Annotated in this window: 16 protein-coding genes; 8 read left to right on the top strand and 8 right to left on the bottom strand. The window is 72.3% G+C overall.

Annotated features, from left to right (window positions below):
* The first annotated feature begins 89 nt into the window (after nt 1-89).
* Genes ACH34Q_RS24430 through ACH34Q_RS24415 form a run of 4 tightly spaced genes read left to right on the top strand, consistent with a single transcriptional unit; the run spans nt 90 to nt 5,573 of the window.
* On the top strand, nt 90-1,283 hold the full coding sequence (locus ACH34Q_RS24430; protein ID WP_395985363.1) for a siderophore biosynthesis protein: 1,194 nt from the start codon (nt 90-92) through the stop codon (nt 1,281-1,283).
* Entirely contained in the window at nt 1,280-2,869 is a 1,590-nt protein-coding gene (locus tag ACH34Q_RS24425) for an IucA/IucC family protein (protein ID WP_395985362.1), read from the top strand. Before ACH34Q_RS24430 ends, ACH34Q_RS24425 begins: the two co-directional genes overlap by 4 nt.
* Entirely contained in the window at nt 2,860-4,470 is a 1,611-nt protein-coding gene (locus tag ACH34Q_RS24420; RefSeq protein WP_395985361.1) for an IucA/IucC family protein, read from the top strand. The genes ACH34Q_RS24425 and ACH34Q_RS24420 overlap by 10 nt, the downstream gene beginning before the upstream one ends.
* Nucleotides 4,467-5,573, top strand: coding sequence for a type III PLP-dependent enzyme (locus tag ACH34Q_RS24415; protein ID WP_395985360.1), 1,107 nt, complete (start codon nt 4,467-4,469; stop codon nt 5,571-5,573). The genes ACH34Q_RS24420 and ACH34Q_RS24415 overlap by 4 nt, the downstream gene beginning before the upstream one ends.
* Here the strand turns inward: ACH34Q_RS24415 and ACH34Q_RS24410 are convergent.
* The 3 genes from ACH34Q_RS24410 to ACH34Q_RS24400 are packed head-to-tail and all read right to left on the bottom strand — an operon-like array spanning nt 5,554 to nt 9,310.
* Nucleotides 5,554-7,125 (bottom strand): AMP-binding protein, encoded by a 1,572-nt coding sequence (locus tag ACH34Q_RS24410; RefSeq protein WP_395985359.1) that lies wholly within the window; start codon nt 7,123-7,125, stop codon nt 5,554-5,556. The two genes, ACH34Q_RS24415 and ACH34Q_RS24410, sit on opposite strands and share 20 nt — an antisense overlap.
* The gene (locus ACH34Q_RS24405; protein ID WP_395985358.1) at nt 7,125-7,958 is read right to left on the bottom strand and encodes an oxygenase MpaB family protein; all 834 of its coding nucleotides are present in this window, start codon (nt 7,956-7,958) and stop codon (nt 7,125-7,127) included. Before ACH34Q_RS24405 ends, ACH34Q_RS24410 begins: the two co-directional genes overlap by 1 nt.
* Nucleotides 7,955-9,310: a cytochrome P450 gene (locus ACH34Q_RS24400; RefSeq protein WP_395985357.1), complete on the bottom strand. Its 1,356-nt coding sequence runs from the start codon at nt 9,308-9,310 to the stop codon at nt 7,955-7,957. Before ACH34Q_RS24400 ends, ACH34Q_RS24405 begins: the two co-directional genes overlap by 4 nt.
* A 159-nt stretch (nt 9,311-9,469) precedes the next feature.
* Here ACH34Q_RS24400 and ACH34Q_RS24395 point away from each other — a divergent pair, with 159 nt between their 5' ends.
* On the top strand, nt 9,470-10,099 hold the full coding sequence (locus tag ACH34Q_RS24395) for a TetR/AcrR family transcriptional regulator (protein WP_395985356.1): 630 nt from the start codon (nt 9,470-9,472) through the stop codon (nt 10,097-10,099).
* On the top strand, nt 10,096-10,701 hold the full coding sequence (locus ACH34Q_RS24390; protein ID WP_395985355.1) for a response regulator: 606 nt from the start codon (nt 10,096-10,098) through the stop codon (nt 10,699-10,701). The genes ACH34Q_RS24395 and ACH34Q_RS24390 overlap by 4 nt, the downstream gene beginning before the upstream one ends.
* Here ACH34Q_RS24390 and ACH34Q_RS24385 read toward each other — a convergent pair.
* Nucleotides 10,621-12,399 (bottom strand): sensor histidine kinase, encoded by a 1,779-nt coding sequence (locus ACH34Q_RS24385; RefSeq protein ID WP_395985354.1) that lies wholly within the window; start codon nt 12,397-12,399, stop codon nt 10,621-10,623. The two genes, ACH34Q_RS24390 and ACH34Q_RS24385, sit on opposite strands and share 81 nt — an antisense overlap.
* Nucleotides 12,400-12,499: 100 nt before the next feature.
* Between ACH34Q_RS24385 and ACH34Q_RS24380 the strand changes: the two genes are divergently transcribed.
* Complete coding sequence (locus ACH34Q_RS24380) at nt 12,500-14,443, top strand: serine hydrolase domain-containing protein (RefSeq protein WP_395985353.1); 1,944 nt, start codon at nt 12,500-12,502, stop codon at nt 14,441-14,443.
* A 144-nt stretch (nt 14,444-14,587) separates the two neighbouring features.
* The gene (locus ACH34Q_RS24375; protein ID WP_395985352.1) at nt 14,588-16,177 is read left to right on the top strand and encodes an AMP-binding protein; all 1,590 of its coding nucleotides are present in this window, start codon (nt 14,588-14,590) and stop codon (nt 16,175-16,177) included.
* A 67-nt stretch (nt 16,178-16,244) separates the two neighbouring features.
* Here the strand turns inward: ACH34Q_RS24375 and ACH34Q_RS24370 are convergent, their stop codons facing one another.
* The 4 genes from ACH34Q_RS24370 to ACH34Q_RS24355 all read right to left on the bottom strand — a co-directional run bounded on the left by ACH34Q_RS24370 (nt 16,245) and on the right by ACH34Q_RS24355 (nt 21,424).
* Nucleotides 16,245-16,553: a hypothetical protein gene (locus ACH34Q_RS24370; protein ID WP_395985351.1), complete on the bottom strand. Its 309-nt coding sequence runs from the start codon at nt 16,551-16,553 to the stop codon at nt 16,245-16,247.
* 58 nt (nt 16,554-16,611) lie between these two features.
* Complete coding sequence (locus ACH34Q_RS24365) at nt 16,612-17,133, bottom strand: hypothetical protein (RefSeq protein WP_395985350.1); 522 nt, start codon at nt 17,131-17,133, stop codon at nt 16,612-16,614.
* Between the two features lie 44 nt (nt 17,134-17,177).
* Nucleotides 17,178-17,957 (bottom strand): class I SAM-dependent methyltransferase, encoded by a 780-nt coding sequence (locus tag ACH34Q_RS24360; protein ID WP_395985349.1) that lies wholly within the window; start codon nt 17,955-17,957, stop codon nt 17,178-17,180.
* 68 nt (nt 17,958-18,025) lie between these two features.
* Nucleotides 18,026-21,424 carry an ATP-dependent helicase gene (locus ACH34Q_RS24355; protein ID WP_395985348.1) on the bottom strand — a complete coding sequence of 1,133 codons (3,399 nt, stop codon included), beginning with the start codon at nt 21,422-21,424 and terminating at the stop codon, nt 18,026-18,028.
* Nucleotides 21,425-21,437 lie beyond the last annotated feature (13 nt).

Genomic DNA, 21,437 nt, shown 5'->3' with positions numbered 1-21,437 from the left:
GGCGCCTTCCTTGCACCGGACGCACCGCCCCGCCACTATGGTGATCCGTCGAGTTAGGCAAGCCTTACCTCAGTCCCTGAAAGGTGGCCGTGGGCGCCTCGCTGCCGCTCCCGTCGTTCCCGCCGTCGCTCTCGCTGGTCGCCGGGAAGGTCACCGACTCGGTGACGTTCGGTCTCCTGCCCGCCGCCGTGCGGCTGGCCGCCGGACGCGGCCTGGCCGTCACGCTGCTCACCGACCGCCCGGACCGGCATGCCGAGGTCTTCGACGGCCCGATCGTCGCGTGCGATGTCACCGACTTCCGCGCGATCGTGGCGGCCTCCCTCGCGGGCGGCCGCGAGCCGGCCGCGCTCTTCTCCAACAGCGACTTCCTGCAGGCGCCCACCGCCCTCGCCGCCGCCTACTTCGGGCTGCCCGGTAAGGACTGGAAGGCCGCGACCCGTACCAAGGACAAGGCCCTGATGCGCCGCCACCTCGCGGCCATCGACCCGGTCTTCTCCGCCGCCGCCGACCGGGTGCCCGGGGACGCCCCGTACCCCCTGGTGCTCAAACCAAGGGAGGGCGTGGCCAGCGAGGACGTCTTCCTTGTCCACGACGCCACCGAACTGGCCGCCCGGCGCGACGAGATAGGGCGGAGGCGTTCCGATCCCCTGGTGGCAGAGGAGTACCTGCCGGGTGAGCTGCACACCCTGGAGACCCTCGGTGACGGGCATGAACTACGCGTCCTCGGCTCGTTCCGTACGAAGGTGTCGCCGCCGCCGTACTTCATCGAGGAGCGCCTCGAATGGGCGCCGCCTCCACCGGAGACCGGCCAGGTGCTCTCGCAACTGGAGGCGCTGGGCGTGGGCTTCGGTGCCTGCCACACGGAGTTCGTTGTGGCAGCGGGGCGCGCGCGCCTGATCGAGGTCAATTACCGGCTCATCGGCGACCACTGCGACTTCCTGATGGCGGACCTGCTCGGAGTCCCCGTTTTCGACTGGATCCTGAGCGTCCACTTGGGCGAGCGGCTCCCACCCTTTGAGCCACCCCCACGGAAGTACGCGGTGGCCGATGTCGTCATGGCGGAACGCCCCGGTGTCCTTACGGCCGCCCCCGAGGCGGTCGAGCTGGCCGATGGGGCGGTCCGCCTGGCATACCGGCCCCAGCGTCCGGTCGGTGACCGGATCGAGCTCACCCGTACCAACCGCGACTACCTGGGGACGATCCGCGCCATCGGCCCGTCGGAGAACGAGGTCGAGGCCGCGATAGCGCGCTTCCGGGCCGCCCATGCCTGGACGATCGCGTGAACGAGGGCACGCTCGCCGCGCGAGTGCTGGACGCCCTGGTGCGGGAGGACTACGGGGGCCTGCGCCGGTTCGTCGACGGCGACGTTCTCGCTCTGCCGGACGGGCCGCGCGTGCGTTTAGCAGGGGACGCCCGGCTAGCAGGGGACGACCAGCCGTCCCGTGCCGGAATGCACCCCGGGTTCCTGTCGAACCTCGTCGTCGACCCGTCGCAGGGGTTGCGCCTGGACGACGTGCTCGCCGTGGTGCGGCGGCTGGCGGATCCTCGTGACGACGTAGCGGCCTTTGAACGGGAATGCCACGAGGCCTTGGCCACGGCCCTGCGCCATGAGGCGGCGCAGCCGGGCGTAGTGCAACGGCTGGCACGCGTGCCGGAGGAGCTACGCCGGGGCCCCGGCACCTACTACGAGACGCTCGCCGCCTATACGGACCATCCCGTTCACCCGACGAGCCGTTGCCGCATCGGGCTGAACGAGAAAGAGCTGAAGAGCTACGCGCCCGAGTTCGCGCCAACGTTCCAGATGCGGTGGGCCGCTGTACCCAGAGAGCGGGTGACGGTTGGAGGCGTACGGCCGGACTGGTGGCCGGACGACGAAGACCTCTTCCCGGTGCATCCCCTGACCGTGCCTGATGTGGAGGACGTGCGGCTCGTTCCGGAGCCTTACCTGACGGTCGCTCCAACGCTCTCCATGCGAACCGTGGCCGTTGACGGGCTCACGCACCTGAAGGTGCCGCTGACCACCAGCACGCTGGGTCTCCGCAACCGGCGCACGATCGTCCCAAGAACCCTTCCGGACGGCGCCCTCGCGGAACGGCTCCTCCGCCACGTACTGGAACAGGAGCCAGGGCTGCCGATCCTGCTGGCCGACGAGCAGACCTACGGGCATGCCGGTTCTCCCCTGCTCGGCTACCTGGTCAGGCGCTTTCCGCCCGAGACGGCGCGCGCGCACGTGGTCCCGGTGGCGGGGCTCCTTGCCGAGGCCCCGGACGGCCGATGCGTCATCGAGCAGTGGGACGTGCCCACGCTTTTCGGCGCTTACCTCGACGCGCTCTTCACATGGAACGTGGCGCTCTTCCGGTACGGCATCGCCCTTGAAGCCCACCAGCAGAACGTGTCCCTTGTCGTGGGCGACGACGGCCTCAAACTGTTGCTCAAGGACTACGACGGGACCCTCGTGCACAGCGACGGCGCGTTCAGCGATCCGGCCTTCGGCGGCGGTGCCCGCTTCCAGGACGCCCGCATGGTGACGCGGGACAGGGAGGCCCTGGCGCGGGTCTTCGTCACCATCACCCTCCACCTGTGCGCCGCCGCGCCCGCCTTCGGGCTGGCCGGGCGGGGACTGCTGCCGCTGCCCACCGGCCTGGCGATGGTCCGGGAGCGGCTGGACGCCGCCCTCGGACCGCAGGACACGTTCCTGCGATCCCGCACGCTCGACGCCGGCGCGCTGCCGGCGAAGGCGATGGTCACCGCCGGGACCCTCGTCGACAAGGCCCGGACCGGATCCGCCGACATCAACAAGCACTACGGCCCGCCGGGGCCGAACTACCTTCACCAACCTCGGGACGATCGGGACGACACGTGTTGCTGACACGACCGGCTCTCACCGCCGACGACGCCACCGCCACCGCGCTGCTGAACTGCCTGGTCAGGGAGGTGTGCGCGCCCGAGCACCAGGTATGGCCGGACGGCGGCCACCTCGTCCTGCGGCTTCCCAGGGCGGGCGTCACGCTGCGCACCGGCCTGGCCAGGCCCCCGTCCGGCGCCACGTACCGGCTCGCGCCGCCGTTCGAGGAGCGCCGCGGTAGCGACTGGATCGCCACCGGGTGGGACCGGCTGGCCGATCTGGTGGCCGGCGAACTGGAGCTGGCCACCGGGCAGGCCAATCCCGAGTTCCTCGCCCAGGTACGCGACAGCCGCGCCGGTCTGGCCGCCATCCTGGAGGCCCGTTCGGAGCCGTCCAAGGCCCCCGCCTCGCGGTACGTGGAGTCCGAGCAGTCGCTGGTCTCCGGGCACCGGTTCCACCCGTCACCGAAGGCACGCCAGGGCGCCCCGTCCCAGTGGCTGCCGTACGCGCCGGAGACCAGGGCCCGCTTCCTGCCGCGCTGGCTCGCCGTAAGGGAAGACCTCCTCGTCGAGGAGGGCGACCCCACAGCGTTCGCTCCCCTGGACGAACTGGGCCCGGACGCACCGCCCGGCCACCGCGTGCTGCCCGTCCACCCATGGCAGCTGTCCCTGCTGGCGGACCGTCCCGTCCTGCGCCAGGCCTTCGCTAGAGGGCTCGTCCAGGATCTGGGTCCGGCCGCGCCCGAGGTGGTCCCCACGTCGTCCGTGCGTACGGCTTATGTCCCGGCGGCCGACGTCTTCTGCAAGTTCAGCCTCGACATACGCATCACCAACTGCGTGCGTAAGAACGCCTGGTACGAGCTCACCGGCGCGGTAGCCCTCGACCGACTGATCCGGCCCATATTCGCCGCGCTTGAGGGCTGCACGTTCCTGGCGGAGCCCGCGTACCGCAGCATCGCCCTGGCGGACCTGCACGTACACGAGGGACTCGGCGTCATCCTGCGGCAAGGTGTGGGCGGCCTCAAAGGAACGCCTCTCCTTGCGGCCGCGCTGGCCGACCCGTACGGCGGCACCCTGTCCGGGCTACCGGTCCTCGCCACGCCCGAAGGCGCGCTCGCCTGGTGGGACGCCTACGTCCGGTACGTCGCCAAGCCCGCCCTGCACGCCTACCTGGACCACGGGATCGTCCTGGAGGCGCACCTGCAGAACGTCCTGGTCGCCGTGGACGACGACGGCATGCCCATCGAGACGGCCTTCCGTGACCTGGAGGGCACCAAGCTCACACCCGCCTGGCAGGACCGGCTGGCCGGCCTCCCCGCGCGGGTCCGTGAAGCCGTCACCTACGACAACGGCCGCGCCTGGAACCGCGTCGTGTACTGCCTGCTGGTCAACCACCTGACCGAGATCGCCGCCGCCGTGGCCGACCTGCATCCCGATCTCGATCCCGACCTCTGGCCCGCCGTACGCCACCACTTCGCCGCCTGCGGTACCGACCATCCGCAGCTCCGCGCGCTCCTCGCCGGGGTCCCGTTCCCGGCCAAGGCCAACCTCCGCGCCCGCTGGTCCCGCAGCGCCGACCGCGCGGCCACGTACGTGCCCGTTCCGAACCCGTTCGCCGGCCCATGACCCCGTACGACCACATGCGCGGGCTGACGCGCTTCCCCGCCTACGTGTACGACCTGGACGGCCTGCGCGAGCACGTCTCGTCCATCCGGAACGCCCTGGACGGCCCAGAGTTGTTCTACGCGGCCAAGGCGAACCCGGACCCGGCCATCCTCCGCTCGCTCGCCCCGTACGTGGACGGAATCGAGGTCGCCTCAGGCGGCGAGCTGGCCCACGTACGCGAAACCCTGCCCGAGGCCCGCATCGCGTTCGGCGGCCCAGGCAAAACAGACGAGGAGCTGGCCCTAGCCCTCGGCTTGCGCGTAGAGCGCGTCCATGTGGAGAGTCCCTACGAACTGGCGCGCCTCGCCAAGATGGCCCGTCCCGCCGACATCCTGCTGCGCGCCAACCTCCGTTTCCATATCGAAGGTGCCGCCCTGCAGATGAGCGGGCCCTTCGGCATGGACGAGGACGCCCTCGCCCACTGTGCCCGGATCCTCAACGACTCGCCCCAACTCAAGCTGCGCGGCCTCCACGCCCACCTGGCCTCCGGACTGGACGCACCGGCGATGCTCGACCTGGCCGCGCAGATCGTCGCCTGGGCCGTTCCCTGGCTGGACGCGCATGGCGTGGAGGACCCGGAGATCAACCTCGGCGGCGGCATGGCGGTGGACTACGGCGCCCCCGATTCCCGCTTCGATTGGAAGACCTACGCGAACGGGCTGCCTGCCTGTCCCGCCACACTTCGCCTGGAGCCGGGCAGGGCGCTCACCGCGTACCACGGCTGGTACGTCACCGAAGTGCTCGACGTGAAGACCACGCATGGCGAGACCTACGCCGTCCTCCGGGGCGGCACCCACCACATGCGCACACCCGTGACCAAGGGCCACGACCAACCCTTCACCGTCCTCAGCGCAGAAGAAGGGGACCTGCGCGAGACCACGCTGGTCGGCCAGCTCTGCACGCCCAAGGACGTCTTCGCGAGCAACGTTCCCTGCCCCCGCCTACGGCCAGGTGACCTCATCGCGTTCGGCATGGCGGGCGCCTACGCGTGGAACATCTCGCACCACGATTTCCTGATGCACCCGCATCCGGACTTCCACTACCTCACCGCAGGTGGCGCTTGATGACCTTGCCTGTGGGTGTACGGGGCAGCTCGTCCAGGAAGACGACCTCGCGGGGCACCTTGTAGCGGGCCAGGTTGGCGGCGACGTGCTTCTTCACCTCGTCGGCGTCCAGTCCGCCGCCGGGGGCCACCACGTAGGCGCGCAGCCGCTGCCCGAAGTCGGGGTCGGCTACGCCGACGACGGCGGCCTCGATGATCCCGGGATGGCCGGTGAGCAGGTCCTCGATCTCGCCGGGACGGACGTTCTCGCCGCCCGAGATGATCATGTCGTCGGCCCGGCCGTCGAGGTGCAGGCGCCCGGAGTGGTCGAGATGGCCCAGGTCGCCGAGGGCGAGCAGCGGTCCGGTGGACGCCTGGCCCGAGGTGTAGCCGTCGAAGCGGGTCGGGCTGCTCACATGGACGTGCCCGACCGTCTCCGGCGGTACGGGACGGCCCTCGTCGTCGAGGATCGTCACGGTCGTTCCGGGTGGGGGTGTACCGGCGCATCCCGGGGCCGCCGCGAGGTCGGCGGGCGTGGCGATGGTGATGCACGACGCCTCGGTCGAGCCGTAGAAGTTGTAGAGGACCTCGCCGAACGCGTCCCTCACCCGGCGGGTCAGGTGGGGGGCCAGCGGGCCGCCCCCGGTGGCGATGACGCGCAGCGCGGACAGGTCGTACGCGTCCAGGTCCACGGTGTCCAGGACGCGGCTCAGCATGGTCGGCACCGCGATCAGGGTGGTGCAGCGGTGCGCGGCGAGGTCGGCGACGGCCCGTTCGGCATCGAAGCGGCGATGCAGGACGAGCGTGGAGCCCAGCCCCAGCGTGAGCGTCGCGGCGGTGAGGCCCCAGCCGTGGAAGAGCGGCGGAGCCACCAGGACGGCCTCGTTCCGGCGGAACGGGATCCTGGTCAGGATGCCGCCGGGCAGCGCCAGCGGCTCGCTCGGGGCCGACGAACGCGCGGCGCCCTTGGGCCGGCCGGACGTACCGCTGCTGAGGATGACCAGCGTGCTGGCCCGCGCGGGCGCGGGCGGGGTGAGGCCGCGGCCCTTCGCCAGCTCGTCCAGGTCCGAGGTGCCGCCGTCGGTCCAGGCGGTGTACGTGCCCTGCGGGACGTGGAGCCCCTCCAGGAGCGGTGAGAACTCCTCGTCGTGGACCAGGACGGTGATGCCCTGCTCCTCGACGGTCTCGCGGAGCTGCGGGCCGGCGAAGTCGGTGTTGAGCAGGCAGATCCGGGCCCCGAGCTTGGCCGCCGCCGAGATCGCCAGCAGCAGGCCCCGGTGGTTGCGGCACAGGATGGCCACGCGGCTCTCCGGGCCGATCCCGCGCCGGTGCCACGCGGTGGCCAGGGCCTTCGCGCCGGCTTCGAGGTCGCGGTAGCTCACCGGGCCGTGGTCGTCGACCACGGCGGTACGGTCGCCGAAGCGCGCGGCACCGACCGCGGTGGCCGCGCCCAGCGGCCCGTACGCGCGCATGGCCCGTACCACCGCGAGCGTCGTCCGTGGCGGCATCGGGGCGAGCACTCCGGCACGCCACGCGGCACGCAGCCAGGCGAGCCGGTCGACGGTGGACGCCATCAGCGCGTCCGGCGGGCGCGGGCGAAGGCCTTGCGGGCCTGCGGCACGTACCGGACGGCCTCGGGGAGCAGCGGCCACACCCGGTTCAGGCTCCGGACGACGGCAGCGAAGCGCTGGTGGCGGCGCTCGTCGGCGGCGCTCCAGGGCGTGTCGAGCAGCTCGCGCATACGCGGGTGCATGCCGCCCACCGTAAGGAAACGGGCCACCGAATTCAGTGGCGGACTGACGGCCCGCCACACGGGTGCGGGGACCTTCTTCGGCTTGGGCAGGCCCTTGGTGACGTAGCCGACGCCATAGCGCGCGGTCTTGTGCGCCACGATCTCGTCTTCGAGCATGCGCTTCCAGTACGCCTGGAAGCTCTCCCAGTCCTCCGGCATGGCGCGTTCGCTGACCCCGTACATGCGGTACCAGGTCTTGGACTCCTCGTAGACGCGGCGCTTCTCCGCGTCGCTCAAGGGCCGGATGAACGTCTCGACGCCGTACAGCATGTTGTCGAGGAACGTGGCGTGCGCCCAGTAGTAGGTCTCCGGATCGAGCGCGTGGTAGCGCGACCCGTCCGGCATGGTGCCCTTGATGTCGGTGTGGTAGTCGCGGACCTTCTGCCCGGTCGCCGGCGCCTGCGGGCCGCCGTAGACGGTGTCGAGGATCGGCCCGGCCGACCTCCGTACCCGCGCGAAGGTGTCCTCGAAGAACACCGAGTGTTCGAGCACGCCCTGGCCGAGGGCCGGCAGCATGTTCTGCAGGACGGCGGCGCGCGGGCCGACCAGCGCCATCCGGGTGTCACCGAAGAAGCGCCAGGTCAGCGAGCCCGGTCCCAGCCTCGCCTCCGTCATGACCGCCCCTCCTGTGTCTCGTCCCGGGTCTCGTCCTGGTCCTCGGGCGGCGTGAACGCGAACGGCATCCGCTTGATGCCGTTGATGAAGTGCGAGATCAGCCGGTCGGACTCGCCCTCGGCCCGGATGTCGGGCAGCCGGGTGAGCAGCTCGCGCAGCATCACGGTGATCTCGCGGCGGGCCAGGTGCGCGCCCATGCAGTAGTGCGGGCCGGGGCCGCCGAAGCCGACATGGGGGTTCGGCGAGCGCAGGATGTCGAACGCGTGCGGGTCGGTGAAGACCGCCTCGTCGCGGTTGGCGGAGGTGTAGATGAGGACGACGATGTCGCCCTTCTTGAGGGGAGCGCCGTTCAGCTCGCAGTCGCGGGTGACGTTGCGGCGGAACTGGATGACCGGGGTCGCGTACCGGACGACCTCCTCGACGGCGCCCGCGATCCGCCCGTCGAAGTCCTCCATCAGCAGCCGCCGCTGCTCGGGGAACTCGGTGAACAGCCGCAGCGCGTGCGCGATGGCGTTGCGGGTGGTCTCGTTCCCGGCGGTGACCAGCAGGATGAAGAACGAGCCGGTCTCCTGGGCGGTCAGCGACTCGCCGTCGGCGTTGGCGTTCACCAGCTTGGAGATCAGGTCCTCGCCCGGCGTGCCGCGCCGCTCCTCCCCCAGCCGCTTGACCAGCCGGAACAGGTCGTGGCCCGCCCGGACGAGCCGGCCGGCGCCCAGCAGGAAGTCGCGCCGGCGCGGGGTCCCGGTGAAGTAGCGCTCGTCGGCCTTGATCCCGTTGTACTCGGGATCGCTGTAGCCGAGGATCTCGTTGGTCCGCCGCAGCACCATGCCGTGGTAGCGGTCGGGGATCCCCATCAGGTCGCAGATCACCTCGACCGGGAGCCGGGCCGCCGCCTGCGCCACGAAGTCCTCCGGCCCCTCCGCGATCATCTCGTCGACGATCCGGGTGGCGCGCCGCTGGACGTCCTCCTCCACCCGGGCCAGCACCCGGGGGCTGAACGCGCGGGACACGACCCGGCGGATCTGGGCGTGCCGGGGATCGTCCATGTTGATCATCGAGCCGAAGAACCGGGCCGCCCAGGCCGGCATCTCGGTGAGCGTGTTGGTCGTGGGCTCGCTGCTGAACAGCTCCGCCGTACGGCTCGCCTCGATCACGTCCGCGTGCCGCGCCAGCGCGTGGAAGCCCGGCTTGGACCTGGTGAACGGGAGCTTCTTGATGGGGACGAAGGCCAGGCCGTCCATCTCCCGCATCAGCCCGAAGGCGGCCTGCCGGTGCGATTCGGGACGCGTCCAGAACGACATCTCCGACAGGTCGTACTCGCGCAGCTCCGGTGGGAGCGCCACGGAGGTCATCGGCCGCCCCCTGGACCACTGAGATACATAAAGATGAATATGTCTCTCTGTCTCCAGCCGGTCAAGCTCACGATGGTCAAGGTGACGTGACGCACACCCGGCGCAGCGGCCGGATCGGCGCGGGGGTGAGGCGGCCTGGCCAGTAGAGTGAGCGCCGAGATGGCGCCACCCGACGACGTCGCCTTCACGGCCGACGAGGACATCGAAGACCTGACCGCCCGCATCCTCGACGCCGCCCTGGAGGAGTTCGGCTCCTACGGGCTGCGCCGGACCAACGTGGACAACGTCGCCCGCCGCGCCGGGCTGGCGCGCGCGACCGTCTACCGCCGGTTCGGCAGCAAGAACGACCTGATGCGCGCGGTCGCCCTGCGCGAGAGCAGGCGGGCCATGGTCGTCATGGTGCGGGCCGCCGAGCACCGGCCGAGCATCGAGGACCGCCTGGTGGAGGGCTTCGTCACCGGGATCGGGCTGGCCCGCGCCAACCCGCTGCTGGCCCGGCTGATCAGTACCGAGCCGGAGCTGATCCTGCCCTACCTGACGACCGACTCCCGGTTCGTGCTGACGTTCGTCCGGGATTTCCTGGCCGAGCAGTTCCGCCGCTCCCCCGGCCCGCCGGCGGTCGCCGCGCCCGACGCCGCCGCCGAGATCATGGTCCGACTGGCGATGTCGTTCTACCTCGCCCCCGACAGCTGCATCCCGCTGGACGGCGAGGACGACCTGCGCGCCTTCGCCCGTACCTACCTGGTCCCGCTGCTGTACACAGGCGGCACGGGCGGTGGAGCGCGATGATCAGAGTGCTGCTCGCCGAGGACATGGACCTGATCCGAGGCGCGCTGGTCGCGCTGCTCGACCGCGAGCCCGACCTCCGGGTCGTCGCCGAGGTCTCGGCGGGCGACCAGGTGCTCCCCGCCGCGCTCGCGCACTCCCCGGACGTCGCGGTACTCGACGTCGGGATGCCGGGGATCGACGGCGTGGAGGCGGCGGGACGGATCATCGAGCGGCTGCCCGAGTGCCGGGTCCTGATCGTGACCGGGTCCGGTACGCCCGAGACGCTGCGCCGCGCGCTGGCCGCCGGGGCGGCGGGGTTCATGGTGAAGGACGCGCCGCCCGCCGAGCTGGCGGCGGCGATCCGCCGGGTCGCGGCGGGCGAGCGCGTGATCGACGCGCAGGTGGCCGCGCGGGCGCTCACCCAGCCCCCGAACCCGCTCACCGAGCGCGAGACCGACGTGCTGCGGATGGCGGCCTCGGGCGCCGACCCGGCCGAGATCGCCTCGACCCTGCACCTGTCCCGGGGAACGGTCCGCAACTACCTAGGCGCGATCCTCACCAAGCTCGGCGCCCGCAACCGTCTCGACGCGGTCCGGATCGCCTCCGAGGCCGGCTGGCTGTAGGACGGTCAGCTCGTACCGGCCTCCCTGGTCTCCCGGGTGCCCGGCGGTGGGTCCTGCGGTGAGCTCGCCGCCCAAGGCCGCCACGCGCGCGGTCAGGTTGGCGATCCCCTGACCTGGCGGCTCCCCGTCACCCGGCCGGACGCCGTCGTTGGCGACGCGCAGCCGTACCAGGTGACCCTCGCGGGACGCCTCGATCCGGCAGGTACGGGCGGCGGCGTGCCGGAGCACGTTGGTCACGGCCTCGCGGAGCACCGTCCCGAGCAGCGCGTCCACCGGACGCGGCAGCTCCGCCAGGCCGGCGGGCCACTCGACCGACACCTCTACGCCTGCGGCGGTGAGCAGCTCGCGTGCGGAGTCCAGCTCGGTGGCCGGCGAAAGGTCCGGGACCCTGTCGCCGGGGATGGCGCGCAGGTCGCCGAGCGTACGGCGCGCGATCTGGGCGACGTCGGCCAGCTCGGCCGGGGCGCGTTCCGGGGATCCGGCCGCGACCTGGGCCTTCACCATGATCCCCCAGAGGCCCGCGCCGAGCAGGTCGTGGACGTCCCGGGCGATCCGGCGGCGCTCCTCGGCCACGGCCAGCAGCGCCAGCGACTCCCGTACCTCGCGGACCTGGTAGACGAGGTGCGTGAACAGCGCGAGGCCGTAGAACATCAGCGCGCCGCCCGCGGTTTCGACCGTCCAGGTCGCGGCGTCGGCGAGGCCGCCGCCACGGGCCAGCAGGGCGGCCGGGACGAGCAGGGTGTACGCGCCCGCCCCGGCCCAGGCCCAGGCCACGCGACGGCCGGCCAGGACGATCAGGATCGAGCCCGCCGCGAACCACATCAGCTGCGGGTACGGCCGGTCGGGCGCCAGCAGCGGCAGCGCGGCGGCGAACGTCTGGAGCGGGAGCGTCCAGCGGGCCTGCCGTGGCGGTACGCCGGGCGGCCGGGGCAGCACGTGGTACAGCTGCAGCGCGACGACCAGCACGGTCCCTGCTGCGTACGCGACGGCCAGCGGGAGCGGCGGCCCGACCGAGGCGACGTAGATCATCGCGATCACCGGGTACCAGAGGTGCACGACGATGACGATCGGTACCGCCAGCCGGGGTGTCAGATCGCCCGGCGGCGCCGTCTCCGGTGGTTCCGGGGCTCGCCGGACCCGGGCGCGGGCGGCGGCGGCCCGTTCCAGGATCGCGCCGGGCGCGCCCTCCCCGGCCAGCCGGATGATCTCCGACAGCGTGCCGCCGAGCGCGTCTTCCAGAGCCCCGGACACCCGCGCGCGCTCCCCGGCGACCGATCGCGCGGCCAGCTCGCCACGGGACGCCTGGAGTTCGGCGCGCAGATCGCTGAGCCGGGTCAGGGCGAAGACGAACAGCCCCTGGCAGACCGCGTTCCCCATCGCGTTCGCGCAGGTGTAGAGGTCGGCGGTGTTCAGCAGCCCGGCACCGCCGGCCACGCCGGCGAACGCCGCCCAGCGCCACCGCCTCGGAACGATCAGCAGCACGGACGCGGCCAGGAAGCCGGCCGGGCCGCCGAAGGGGGTCAGCGCCGCCTGCAGCGCCAGCGTCCAGCCGCCCCAGCGGTCGCGGAACGCCCGCGTACGCGGCAGGCAGTGCACCGCCTGGATCGCGAAGGCGGCGAGGACCGCGGGTTCCAGGGCGGTCCCCGCCGGCGGGAGCGCCAGCCCGGCCAGCACGGCGAGGATCACCACGGTGGTCACGGGAGGATTTTAGGGCTTTGTCCGGTTCATGCGTTCCGCATGCCCGGAGGTGCCCAGCGGCACTGTTCCGGTCCCGGTCCAGGCCGGAAGGCTGCGGAGCATGAAGAAAGCGCTCTCGATCGTCCTGTGCGTCCTGGCGGCGCTGCTCTGCACGGCAGGTCCGGTGTCCGCCGGTCCAGTGTCCGCCGGTCCCGAGTCCGCCGCCGCGCCGCCCCGCCTGGAGGGCCTGCCGCAACTCCTCGACCGGGTGGTGCCCGCGCAACTCGCCGAGCACCGGATCCCTGGCGCGTCGGTCGTGGTGGTGGCGGGCGGACGGCAGGTCCTCGCCAAGGGTTACGGCGTCGCCGACACCGGCACCCGCGCCCCGGTCGATCCCGAGAGCACCGCGTTCTTCACCGGCTCGCTGGCCAAGCTGTTCACCGCCACCGCCGTCATGCAGCTGGTACGGCAGGGCAAGCTCGACCTGGACGCCGACGTCAACGGCCGGCTCGCCACGTTCAAGATCGAGGACACCTACCCGGGACGCCCGGTCACGCTGCGGCACCTGCTGACGTACACGGCCGGGTTCGACGACAGCGTGATCGGCCTGGCCGTCCGGGATCCGCGCGACGCGGGCTCGCTGCGCGACGTCCTCGCCGAGCGGCAGCCCCGCCGCGTCCGGCCGCCGGGCGCCGCGATCTCGTACGACAACTACGCGCTCGCGCTCGCCGGGCACCTGGTCGAGATCGCCTCCGGGACGCCGTACGCGAAATACCTCGACCGGCACGTGCTGGGCCCGATCGGCATGACCGGCAGCACCGCCGCCGTCCCGCCGCCCGCCGCGATCGCCGCCCGGCTGGCCAAGGGGTACCGGCCGTCCGGGACCGGCTTCGCCACCGTCAGCGGCCAGTACGGCGCGATCACGCCGAGCGGGCCGGGCACCATCGCCACCCCGGCCGACATGGGCCGGTTCATGCTCGCCCACCTCGGCGACGACGCCCGCTTGGGAGGCCCCGAGGTCACCCGCACGATGCGCCAACGGCAGCACGCCCAGGACGACCGGATGCCCGGGATGGGCTTCACCTGGGAGCAGCGTCCCCGCAACGGGCACGAGCTGGTCTACAAGGACGGCGACGTTCCCGGCTTCCACAGCATCCTCGCACTCCTGCCCGAGCAGAAGATCGGCGTCCATGTCGTCTACAACGGCGACGGCGCCGAGGGGAACGCGTTGTCGCTGGGCCAGAGCCTGGTGAACCAGATCGTCGACCGCTACCTCCCCGCCGGCGCCGCCACAGCACCGGTGGCCGCGCAGGGACTGAACGACGACGTGTCCCGGTACGCGGGCACGTATCGCAGCAACCGGACCAGCCATTCCGACCTGACGCGCTTCAACAGCCTGTTCGGCACTGTCACGGTCACCGCAGCCGGAAACGGCACCCTGACCACCACCGGCATCTCCCTCGATCCCGGCAAGGGGACGCAGCACTGGGTACGGACCGCACCGGGCCTGTTCGCCGAGAAGGGCGGCCAGGAGCGGATCGCGTTCGACCGCAAGGGCACCCTCACCGTGTCGGCCGATCCGGCCACGACGTACACGCAGCTGGCCTGGTACGACTCGCCCGGCCTGCACCTCGGGCTGATCGCCGCCGGGGCCGCCGCGTTCCTGATCGCGTTCCTGGCGTTCCCGATCACCGCGGGCGTCCGCGCCGCCCGCCGCCGCCCGGCCCACCCGGGCCCCGCCCGCGCGGCCCGGCTGCTCGGCTGGCTGGCGGCGGCGCTGGTCACGGCCTTCCTCACCGGAACGGCACTGGTGATGTCGGACGGCAACGCCGTCATGGAGGCGGTCTCCCTCGGCTCACCGAAACTGACCGCGCTGCCCTACGTCGCCACCGCCGCGTTCGCCGTCTCGATCGCGGTCCTGATCGCCGCCGTCGCCGCCTGGTTCAAGGGCTGGTGGGGCCGTCCCGGACGGATCGCCTACACGCTGCTCGCGCTGGCCGCCGTCCCGTTCTTCAAGCTCTGCATCACATACCACCTGGTCGCGCTGCCGTTCCCGACGTTCTGACCTCAGTCGAGCGCGGCGACGAAGCGCTCGGCCGGAAGCCGAACGGGCCGGGCCGTACGCGACACTGGCCGTTCAACCCCGCGAGGGGCGGGTAGGCCCCTGGTTTCCCCCGGCCAGTTGAACCTGTTGAAACGGAGAAGCGCCGTGCTGCTCGACCGGATGCGAACGATGGCGCGAGCGATCTGGGACACCGGCGCGCTGCGTCCCGTACGGCCCGACCGCGCCGTTCGGCTACCGCTGCAGTACGTGCGGTACGGCCCGGTGCCCGCGACGGTCGGGGCGATGGCGGCGCTGCGCTTCCCGGACCGTACGGCGATCATCGACGAGCGCGGGACGCTCACGTACGCCGAACTGGAACGGCACGCGTCCGCACTGGCGGCGGCACTGCGCGAGCGGGTCGGGACCGACCAGCGGATCGGCGTGCTCTGCCGCAACCATCGGGGTTTCGTCGAGGCGGTCCTGGCCGCGTCCCGGCTCGGGAACGACGTCGTGCTGCTCAACACCGACTTCTCCGGCCCGCAGCTCGGTACGGTCGCCGAGCGCGAGGGCCTGGGGCTGCTGGTCCATGACCAGGAGTTCGACGAGGTCGTGGACGGCTCCTCGTACGGCGGCCCGCGCCTGCACGCCTGGAACGACGGGACCGGTACGCGCGAGACGATCGACGGGCTGGCGGCGTCCACCGAGCCCGAGCCCATCCGGCCGGGACACCCCAGCAAGGTCATCATCATGACCTCGGGCACCACCGGCACGCCCAAGGGCGCCCAGCACGACATCGGGATCGGCTCGCTGCTGCCGGCGGCGGTCAGCCACCTGATGCGCGTGCCCGTACGGTCGGGTGCCCCGCTGGTCATCGCGCCGCCGCTGTTCCATGTGCTGGGCTTCGCCTACACGTCGGTGGGGCTCGGCATGGGGATGCCGATGGTGCTGTTCCGCCGCTTCGACCCCAAGGCGATCCTGGCCGCGATCGAGGAACACCAGGCGGAGACGCTGGTCGCGGTGCCGGTGATGCTGCAACGGCTCCTCGATGTACCGGACGGGCCGCGCCCCACATCACTGCGTTCGGTCGTGTGCGGCGGCTCCGCGCTGCATCCGCACCTGTCCGATGCGTTCATGGACGCGTTCGGCGACGTGGTCGTCAACGTGTACGGGGCCACCGAGACCGGCTGGGCGACCATCGCCACGCCCCAGGATCTGCGGGACGCCCCCGGAACAGTCGGCAGGCCGTCGTTCCGGCTCACGATCAGGATCCTGGACGAGGACGGGACCGAGCTGCCCGCCGGGGAGATCGGCGAGATCTACACCGGCGGCGGGCTGCGCTTCGCCGGCTACACCGGAGGCGGCGGCAAGCGGGAGCGTGACGGCCTCACCGGCACCGGCGACCTCGGCCACTTCGACCCGGCCGGTCGGCTGTTCATCGACGGGCGGGCCGACGACATGATCGTCTCCGGCGGGGAGAACGTCTTCCCCGGCGAGGTCGAGGAGCTGCTCGGCGCGCATCCCGGCGTCGCGGAGGTCTCGGTCACCGGCGTCGAGGACGAGGCGTTCGGCCAGCGGCTGGCCGCCCATGTCGTCCGCGCGCCCGGCTCGGACGTCACCGAGGACGACCTCAAAGCCCATGTGAAGGAACGGCTCGCGCGCTACAAGGTGCCGCGCGAGGTGCACTTCGTCGACGAGCTGCCCCGTACCAGCACGGGCAAGGTCAGGGCCAAGGCTCTGGCGGACCGACCCGGCTGAGGCGGCCTGGCTCGATCGGCCCTGACTCAGGCGGCCTGACTCAGGCGGCCTTGCAGGCAGTCCTAACTCAGGCCGCGCCGGCGCGTTGCTTCGCGGCCATGCAGATGCGGGCCAGATCGTTCAGCGCCTCTACGCGCCGCTCGTCCAGGGACCGCTCGTCGCCCGGCCGTCCCTCCGCCAGCGTGTCGATGACCAGCGAGAACACCGGCCACTCGGCCGGGCCGATGGCGCCGCGGAAGTCGACCTCGCCGTCCTCGACCTCGTCGAGGTCCAGGTTGCGGGCGAACGTCGCCAGGGCGGCCTCGGCCGCCACCACACCGATCCGCATCGCCAGCGCTGCGGGTTCGCGGTCCAGCCGCACAGGAAGGGAACTCACGCCCGACAACATAGAACACATGAGCGACTCGCGTCGAACGTTCGATCGAAGAGCCTGATCAGTGCGGCGGCCACGGCAGGACGGCGTTCGCCGGTACCCGGTCCCGCGGCACCGCGAACACCGCCGCCATCTTGTACGCCCGGTCGCAGTCGGTCCGGTCGAACAGCTTCGTGAGATCCGTCGGCGTACGTACCGAGAACTCGCGTCCCTTCGCCCACAGGGTGACGTCCCCGACCAGATCGCATCCGGTCACCGTGGTGAACGCCATCAGCACCTCGCTCCTGAAGTCGTGCCGGGACAGGCGTCGGACCATGTCGGAGAGCCGCCGGGCCTTCCCTGAGCCATCGGCCGCCGACGCCGGGCCGAAGTACGTCCGGACGTCGGCGGGGCTGCGCAGCACGGCAGGGCCCTCAGGCCAGTCGATATCCTCCTGGACGTCGGGCGCGAAGTAGATCCGTTCGGCGTCGACCTCCCCGCCCGGACGCAGCAGGGACCCACCGCGATGGCAGGCCCCCGCCACGGCCAGCATGATCACCAGCACGAAAATGGGCAGGACCGACAATCTCCAGGTGCGGCGCATATCCACCTAGGACGGCACCCGAGAAGCGCTGGTTCGGTTCTTGGTCAGGACGCGTGCGCGCAGAGGAAGGCGTAGGAGTGGGTGAAGTGCAGCTCGCCGTCCACCACACCGGGCCGCATCCCGGTGGTGGGGCCGCCCGCGACCTCGTCGGTCAGCTCCTGGCGGATCTGCGCGGCAGCGTCCGGATCGGTGTGCGCCAGCTCCAGCCAGGGCTCCAGCGGCCGGACGAAGTCGAACCGCTCGGCGCGCCTGAGCTCGGCCTCCGAGTCCGTGAGCAGCTCGCCGATCTGCGCCTCGGTGAGCATCGTGCCGTGCGACGGATCCCGCAGCCGCTCGATCCGGTCGGGGTCGGCGTCCATTCCTTCGGGCCGGACGAGGTCGGCGATGATCAGCGCCGCGCCGGGCCGGCTGACCCGGGCCATCTCCCGGACGACGGCGGCCGGATCGGCCACCTGGTGCATCGAGAAGCGCGTGACGACGAGCGTGAAGGACCGGTCGGCATAGGGCAGGTCGGCGGCGTCGCCGCGGGTGAACGTGACGTTGGTGACGGCGTCGCGGTCCGCCTCGCGCTTGCCCTGCGCGAGCATCGCCGGGGTCAGATCGAGCGCCGTCACGTGGCGCACCCGCCGCGCGATCGCGCGGGAAACCAGCGCGGTCCCCGCGGCGACCTCCAGGACGACGTCCTCCAGGTCCAGCTCCGGGTCCATGAACCGCACGAGCCGGTCCAGATGGCGGGTGAACGCGGCGTTCAGCGCCGGATCGCCGAACCCCGCCGCCTGCTTGGAGAACTCCCGTACGACCCGCTCGTCATGCGCCACGCTCACTGGCCCTCCGCTCAACCGCCGGGGTACTTGCGGGAATCATCCCCGATGACACGCACGGTGAACAGTGGTCAGATCGCGGGGATCGCGTCCAGGAGCGCGGTGAGGCCGGCGGCGTCGAGCAGGTCGGCCGGGCGGACGGTGACGTTCGCGCGGACGTAGTGGAACGCGGCACTGACCTGATCGACCGGGACACCCGCCAGCTCGGCCCAGGCCAGCCGGTACGCGGCGAGCTGGACGGCGGAGAAGCGGGCCTCGTCGCCGGACGGCGGCCTGCCGGTCTTCCAGTCCACGACCTCGTAGGCGCCGTCGCGGGACTGGAACACCGCGTCCATCCGGCCCCGGACCAGCCGGTCACCGATGATGGTCTCGAACGGCACCTCGATGTCGAGGGGCTCGCGGGCGGCCCATTCGGAGGCCTCGAAGCTGTCGCGCAGCGCGGCGAGCTGGGAGTCGTCGGCGGCGCCCTCATCGGCGGCGCCGGGCAGCTCGTCGGGGTCCAGCAGCCGCTGCTGGCCCCAGCGGCTCTCCAGCCAGGCGTGGAAGGCGGTGCCCCGGCGCGCGTACGGGGCGGGCGGGCGCGGCATCGGGCGGCGGATCTGGCGGGCCAGCGCGGCCGGGTCGCGGGCCAGCGAGACCAGGGACGAGACCGACAGGTGCGCGGGCAGCTCGACGAGCAGGCCGTCGCCGCCCCGGCCGCGGTCGCGCTCGGCGAGCAGCAGCTCCACGTCGCGGGCCCAGGCCGACATGCGGCCGCGGTCGGCGTCGCCCAGGCCGCCGTCCCCGGCCCAGGGGCGGGTCCGGCCGACCATCGCGTCCTCGACCATCCGGGCGCCCTCGACGATCGCCTCGTACCGTTCCCGGGACGCCGGGTCGCCGTGGGCGCCGCGCTCGGGCGGCCACGAGGAGGTGTCCGGCTCGGCCAGCAGCGGGTTGGTCTCGCCCTCCTCCGGCGGATCGGCCCAGAGCGCGACCGAGCCCGCGCCTTCGAGGCAGACCTGCCGGACCTCCTCCAGGAACGGGGACGGGCCGAGCGGCCGGCCGGACGCGCCCCACCAGTAGCCGGTGGTGATGAGCAGGCTGGACGCGCGGGTCACGGCGACGTAGGCCAGCCGCCGCTCCTCGCGCAGGTCGCGTTCGGCGCAGGCGGTGTCGAACGCGGCCAGGTCCTCCTTGTCGAGGCCGGTCAGTCCGGGCAGGTCGGCGCGGTCGCCGCGCAGCATGAACGGCAGGACGCGGGGGTTGGCGGTCCAGCGGGTGGCGTTCTGCGGCGGGGACGGGAAGATCGATCCCTTGGCCGGGCCGCCGCTCTTCTGCGGCGTGTAGGACAGGCCGGGGACGATGACGACCGGCCATTCCAGTCCCTTGGAGGCGTGCACGGTGAGCAGCTTGACGCTGTCGGTCTCGCCGACCCGGCCGGCCTCCAGCCCGAACTCCTCGCTCTCGGCCGCCTTGAGGTAGGCCAGGAACGCGCCCAGCGTCGGGTCCTCGGCGTCGCCCGCGAACGTGGCGGCGGCGCCGATGAAGGCGTCCAGGTCGGCGCGCGCGGTGACCGGGTCCAGGCCGGAACGGGCGGCGACCTCGATGTCGAGGCCGAGGGCCCGTTCGACCTCGTTCACCAGGTCGGGCAGCGCCAGGCCCACCTGGCTCCGGAGCTGGCGCAGCTCGTCGCGCAGCCGCCTGAGCCGCCCGTACCCCTCGGGGCTGTAGGCGTCGTGCGGGCCGAGGTCGTCGAGCGCGTCGACGAGGCTGCCGGTCTCCTGGTTCAGCTCGCTGACCAGCTGGCGGAGCGGATCGTCGCCGGGTTCCTCCACCGCCTGAGGGGCCTCTTCGGCGGGCGCCTCGCCGTCCTTGGGTTCGGCCTCCTTGGGTTCGGGTTCCTTGGGTTCGGGCGGGGTGACGTCGCGGGACGCCTCCTGGGCGAGCGAGCGGGCGCGGCGGCCGAGGGCCACCAGGTCGCGCGGGCCCAGCCGCCAGCGCGGCCCGGTCAGCAGCCGCGCGAGCGAGGCCCCGGCCGTCGGGTCGTGCATGACGCGCAGCGTGGCCACCACGTCCTGGACCTCCGGAACGGTCAGCAGCCCGCCCAGGCCCACCACCTCGACCGGGATGCCGCGCGTCTCCAGGGCCCGCCTGATCAGCGGGAACTGCGACCGCTTGCGCGCCAGGATCGCGACGTCCGAGTACTGGAGCGGCTCGTCGGCCGTCCAGGCGCCGCCGTCCGGGGCCGTCTCCGGGTCGCCGGCCATCAGCCGCGCGATCCGGGCGGCGATCCGTTCCGACTCGTCCTCGACGGTCTCGAACAGCGCGCATTCGACCCGTCCCCGGCCCTCGCGCCCGGCACCCGGGACCAGGCGCGGGACGGCCGCCGTGTCCGCCCGCAGCTCCTCCTGGACCTTGGCCGCCGCCTCCAGGATCTGCTCGCCGTTCCGGAAGCTCTGGCTGAGCTGGACGACCGGAGCCGTGTCCGGACGCCGTCCTGCGATCGGTGCATGCAGGGGAAAGTCGTACGCGAAGCGCAGCAGGTTGCCGGCACTGGCGCCGCGCCAGCCGTAGATGGACTGGCAGGGGTCGCCGACCGCCGTCACCGGATGGCCGCCGGCGAACAGCGACTTCAGCAGCACCAGCTGGGCCTGGCTGGTGTCCTGGTACTCGTCCAGCAGCACGACCGAGAACCGCGACCGCTCCATCATCCCGACCTCGGGATGCTTGTAGGCGATCCGCGCGGCCAGCGCCATCTGGTCGCCGTGGTCGATGACCTCGCGGTCGCGCTTGGCCCGGTGGTAGGCCTCGATGAGCGGCATGAGCTGCTCGCGGACGGCGTGCCTGGCCAGGATGTCCTTCTGCGCCTTCAGCGGCTTTTTGACGGCGGCGTACCGCTCGTCCAGCCAGGTCCCGACCTTGCGGATGTCCTCGCCGGTACGCAGGTGCTCGGACAGGTCGCCGGCCAGCTCCATCACGGCCTTGGTGACCGTGTCGGGCTGCCAGTCGATCCGGTCCATCGGGCCGTCGTAGGCGTCCACCACCCGGGAGCAGATCTGCCAGGCCACGGCCGGGGAGATCAGCCGCATCGTCGGCTCCAGCGCCTCGCGCAGCGCGTGGTCGCCGAAGAGGCGGGCGGCGTAGGAGTGGTACGTCGACACCATCGGCTCGCCGTCGAACAGCGACTCGCCGCCGAGCCGTTCCAGCTCGTCGGCGGGCAGCACCTCGCGCAGCTTGTCGAGCCGCTTGCGCACCCGCGCGCCCAGCTCGGACGCCGCCTTGCGGGTGAAGGTCAGCCCGAGCACCCGCTCGGGCCGGACGAACCCGTTGGCGACCAGCCACACCACCCGGGCCGCCATCGTCTCGCTCTTGCCCGACCCGGCGCCCGCGATCACCGCCATCGGCGCCAGCGGCGCCTCGATCACCCGGCCCTGCTCGGCGGTGGGCTCGGGGATCTCCAGCAGCCGGGCCAGCTCCGCCGGAGTGATCACCCGCCCTCCCGCG

This window comes from Actinomadura sp. 9N407 (genome assembly GCF_044326315.1).
Lineage (GTDB): Bacteria > Actinomycetota > Actinomycetes > Streptosporangiales > Streptosporangiaceae > Spirillospora.
This window is presented reverse-complemented; position numbering and strand designations above follow the sequence as displayed.